Origin of the sequence: Streptomyces sp. YGL11-2, from assembly GCF_050054615.1 — a bacterium.
Classification (GTDB): domain Bacteria; phylum Actinomycetota; class Actinomycetes; order Streptomycetales; family Streptomycetaceae; genus Streptomyces.
This window is the reverse complement of the sequence record NZ_JBNHIN010000124.1, coordinates 1-4,594: the sequence shown is the minus strand read 5'-3', so window position 1 is coordinate 4,594 and position 4,594 is coordinate 1. Positions and strand designations below refer to the sequence as shown.

The window sequence follows — 4,594 nt, the reverse complement described above, 5'->3', positions numbered from 1 at the left end:
TAGCCGGCACCGCAGCCAGCACCCCTGCCCCAAGCCTCACTCCGAAACGGACATCAACTCGCGAACCGCCCACTTAGGCGGGCGCCGAGCCGGTCGTCGGGGCCCAGCACCGGGCCGTGCAACGTCTGCAATTCTTCCTGTCGGAGTCGACATGGGACTGCGAACGGGTCAACGACCGGTGCCTGGAACTTCTCTTGGACGACCCCGCGACCGCGCCGCACGAACAGGGTGTGCTGGTCATCGACGACTCCGGCGACCGCAAGGACGGGAAAGCGACCGCGCACGTGGGCCGCCAGTGGCTGGGTCGGTACGGCAAGACCGACAACGGTGTGGTCACCGTGACCACCCTGTGGGCCGACGAGCGCCTGTACTCCCTACTGCACGCGGTGCCCTACACCCCGGCCCACCACTTCCCCAAGGGCAAGAACGACCCCGCCTTCCGCACCAAATGGCGGATCGCCGCCGCCCTGGCAGGCCAGGCGCAGGCCGCGGGCATCGCGTTCCGCGCAGCGGTCGCGGACTGCGCCTACGGCGACGTGGACGCCTTCCGCGGCGAACTGAGCCAGGCAGGGGTGCCGTTCGTCATGGCCCTCAAACGGCGTCACGGGGTGTGGGCCTACGGCGACCAGGCATACACCCCCCTCGACGCTGCCCGGAGCCTGGCGTGGAACGGTCCAGACGACCCCCGCGACTGGAGCCCGGTCACCCGCACTTTCCGCGACGGACACACCGCTACCTGGTGGGCCGCCGACGCCACGTTGGGATGGTGGGGCTGGGACGGAACAACACGGCTGGTAGTGGCCACCACCGACCCAGCCACACTGCCGGACAAGGGCACCTGGTACCTGGCCACCGACCTGCCCCGGCCACAGGGCCCGCGGGCGGCTGACAGCCCCCACCGCCCGCCTGCCGACCTCGCCGAAGTCGTCCGCATCTACGCCGTCCGCAACTGGATCGAGCAAAGCTACAAACAAGTCAAGGACGAACTCGGCTGGGCCGACTTCCAAGTACGCTCCGACATCGCGATCCGCCGCCACCAGACCCTGGTCAACTGCGCTTTCTCCTTCTGCTGGGACACCTGGTTCGACCAACCAGACCCACCCGAACCCCCACCGGAGTCTCCAACCGACGCAACCAACCGCCGCAACGAGCGGACAGAGAGGGGGACCACCCGCTTCCCACCAGCCCCAACAACCCTGTTGGCCCAAGGCGCTCCGCAACGTCCGCAGCTGGCTGACTCCGTCGATCACCATACGGCGCTGGTGGCAGGCATGGTCCAACAAACCACCCCCCAACCAACTACAGGCATTGATCGACGCAGTCACCACAGGCAGACCCATCAACCTCTACCGCCCTGATTAACAAACCACCGCTAAGAACTCGCGCAGATAGGCGCGGGGGTACCCGTGACAGCACGGCAGGCACGGGTCAGCCGCTGTGAGCGATGGCGCGCAGGGCGTCGAAGGTCTCCTGTTCGTCTTGCTGGTCCCCGTAGTCGCTGAGTTTCACCACGACGGTCCTGCTTACGGGGTCGACGTAGATGTACTGCCCGTACACGCCGAGGGCGGAGTAGTCCTTGCCGTTGCCGCCGGGGGGATGCCACCACTGCGCGGAGTAGCCCCAGCCGTCGACTTTGTGGGGTGCTGGGGTGGCGATGCGCTTGATCCATGCCGGGGGGATGATCTGTTTGCCCTGGGCGTGGCCGTTGTTGAGGACGAGTTGGCCGAGCTTGGCGTAGTCGCGGGGGGTGGCGTTGATGCAGCAGTACGCCTTCTCGTGGCCGTTGTCGTGGTCGAGGTTCCAGGTGGCGCTGTCCTGTGCTCCCATCGGTGCCCAGATGTTGTCCGCCAGGAGGTCGGCCAGCGGCCGTCCGTGGACCTTGGCCAGGACCTGGCCGAGGAGTTCGGTGTCGATGCTGCGGTAGGCGCCTTGGCTGCCCGGCGGGAACTGCAGGTCGCGATGGTCGTGTGCGAAGGCGGGCAGGTCCCGGGTGAGGTACATCCGGGCGGTGCCGGTCAGCGGGTAGTACTCGTTGTAGTTCTCCGGGACGTCCACGCCCGAGGTCATGTCCAGCAGGTCGCGCACCGTGATGGCGTCGTAGGCCCCACCGGTCTTCAGCCGGGGCAGGATGTCGACCAGCCGGTCGCCTTCACGGAGTCTGCCCTGTTCGATGGCTTGCCCGGCGAGCAGGGACACCACCGACTTGGCAGCCGACCAGGAGGACAGGCGGGTGGTGCGACCCACCCCGTCGCGGTACCACTCGTGCGTCAGCTGGCCATCCCGGAGGACGAGGAAGGCATTGGTGTGGGTGGTCGTCAAGAACTGCTCGACCGGCACCCGCTCGCCCTTCCATGGCACGGTCGCAGGAAGCGACTCGTCGTGGACGGGCAGGGGTGCCGGCGTGGCGGAGGCGGGGACTGTGCGGGTGTCGAACAGGTCGCCCTGCCGCGAGGGCTCGGTGGTCAGCAGTTGGACCAGCGTGGGTGGGGAGGGGATGTCGAGCAGCGCGGTGGCCGTGTAGGAGCCGGCCACCAGCACGCCAAGCGCCACCGGCAGCGCGATGAGGGTGCGCCGTAATACGCGCCGTGTCCGCGGCTTTGCAGAACGCGAGGCGGCCACCGTGCGGTCGGTCGGCTCCACGGCCCGGGTGGTGGGACCGGCAGCGGAAGCGGACCGGGAGCTGGCTGCCGGTTCGGGACCACTGTCCTGGGGGGCTTCCCCGTCCGTGTCGACAGCCTCCTCAGCCTCGTCGGCGGCTTCCACAGCAGGGCGATGGTCAGACATCGGCGTCGTCCTTGGGGGTGGTGCGGGCGGTTGCGTCGACCGCCAGCCAGAACGCCTCCATCAGCGTCTGGAAGACGGCCTCGTCGTCCTGCGCTGCCAGGTGGGGCAGGTGCGTGGTGATGGCCGGATAACGCTCGGGGGAGATGGTGGCGTACGCCCCGGCCCAGGCATGCTCGTCGGCGGCGCGCACCTCCTGCGGGAGCGCGGCATACCCGGCACGCATGCCCGCGTACGCCAGCACGGTATCGGCGAGCATCCGCTGGTAGCGGGCCACACTGCCCTCGTCCAGACCGATCTCCTCCAGCGCCGCGAGCATCGTCTCCATCGCGGCGAACTCCCCTGGGCCGCGGGTGGTCCGGCATGCGACGGCCGCACCGACGTACGGGTGGGCCTCAAAGACCTCCACCAGGGAGCGGGCCAGTTCCTGCAGCACCTCCCGCGGCCCCGGGCCGTCGGGCACACGCTCCACGGCCATTGCCAGCAGCCGGTCACCCACCGCCAGCAGCAGCGCGTCCCGGTCCGCGAAATGCCGCCACACCGCCGACCGGTCCACGCCCAGTTCCTCTCCCAGAGCCCGTCCGGTCAGCCCGTCCGCCTCCGCCCGCGCCGCGATCCGCACGGCCGCCTCCACGATCAGCTCCGGCGACAGCCGCACCGTCCGGCCCTTGCCCACAGCCATGTCCGTCCCTCACTCTCGAAATCATTAGTGCTGTCATCGATGATGACAATGTTGAGGTGGGATGGTCAACTCTGAAGTGCCACCATGAATGCGGCGACGTTCGGGAAGGGCTTATCAGTCGGACGTAGGCAGTCGAGGTGATCGCTGCCGCCAGCCCCAGCGCGATGCTCTGCGATCACCAGGGAGACCTGTGCCTGTCCTTCCGTCATGGCTGACCGAACCGCTGTGGGACCAGTTCTCGGCGCTGCTGCCCCAGCGGCCGCTCTACCACCCGGACCATCCTCTGCGCTGCCACCGTCCGCGCATCAGTGACCGGATCGTGTTCGACAAGCTTCTGCAGTTGCTGCGGTTCGGCTGCCCCTACGAGGCGATCGCTGACACGACCTGCTCGGTCAGCACCATCCGCAGCCGTCGCGATGAGTGGATCCGCCTGGACATCTTCAGCCAGTTGAAGCAGATCGCGCTCGACTCCTACGACCACATCGTCGGCCTGATGCTGGATCAGATCGCCATCGATGGCTCCCTCACCAAGGCACCCGGCGGCGGCGAGGTCGCCGGGCGTTCCCCGGTCGACCGGGGAAAACAGGGCCTCAAACGCTCCGGCATGACAGACGGCTACGGAATCCCGCTCGGCCGTGTTCTGGCCGGGGCGAACTGTCACGACTCTCCGCTGCCGGCCCCGACCCTGGACCGCCTCGTGGAACTCGGGCCGCTGCCCGACGACATCACGGTGCACCTGGACGCTGGCTACGACTCGAACAAGACCCGCGCCCTGCTCGACGAACGCGGGCTGCACGGTCGGATAGCACACAAGGGCCAGAAAGCACCGATCCAGGCAAGCCAGCGGTGGCACGTCGAGCGCACCCACGCCTGGCAGAACGCTTTCAGTCGCCTCTCCCGCTGCTACGAACGCCGCGCCGTCGTGATCGACGCCTTCTTCGACCTCGCGGACACGATCATCACCGTCCGCAGCCTGATCCGACGATCCTGGCCCACCCACCGCTGGGACAACCGCCCGAGGCGACGCCCGTAAGCCGACGCCTATCCGCGCGGGCTCTAAGTGGGCGGTTCGTGAGCCTTTGAGTCGTTCTGTGGTCGCCTGATGGTGTGGGGTGGGGGCGAATTCCGCGG

Annotated in this window: 3 protein-coding genes and 1 pseudogene; 2 read left to right on the top strand and 2 right to left on the bottom strand. The window is 68.2% G+C overall.

What is annotated here, in order from left to right; translation table 11 throughout:
* Positions 1-77: 77 nt before the first annotated feature.
* Positions 78-1,358: pseudogene (locus ACO1BR_RS43795) on the top strand (IS701 family transposase); the annotation flags it as partial.
* Positions 1,359-1,428: 70 nt separating this feature from the next.
* Here the strand turns inward: ACO1BR_RS43795 and ACO1BR_RS43790 are convergent.
* Complete coding sequence (locus tag ACO1BR_RS43790) at positions 1,429-2,784, bottom strand: serine hydrolase domain-containing protein (RefSeq protein ID WP_426800702.1); 1,356 nt, start codon at positions 2,782-2,784, stop codon at positions 1,429-1,431.
* Positions 2,777-3,463 carry a TetR/AcrR family transcriptional regulator gene (locus tag ACO1BR_RS43785; RefSeq protein WP_426800701.1) on the bottom strand — a complete coding sequence of 229 codons (687 nt, stop codon included), beginning with the start codon at positions 3,461-3,463 and terminating at the stop codon, positions 2,777-2,779. The genes ACO1BR_RS43790 and ACO1BR_RS43785 overlap by 8 nt, the downstream gene beginning before the upstream one ends.
* 190 nt (positions 3,464-3,653) lie before the next feature.
* Here ACO1BR_RS43785 and ACO1BR_RS43780 point away from each other — a divergent pair, with 190 nt between their 5' ends.
* Positions 3,654-4,496: an IS5 family transposase gene (locus ACO1BR_RS43780; RefSeq protein WP_426800700.1), complete on the top strand. Its 843-nt coding sequence runs from the start codon at positions 3,654-3,656 to the stop codon at positions 4,494-4,496.
* The last annotated feature ends 98 nt before the right edge of the window (positions 4,497-4,594 follow it).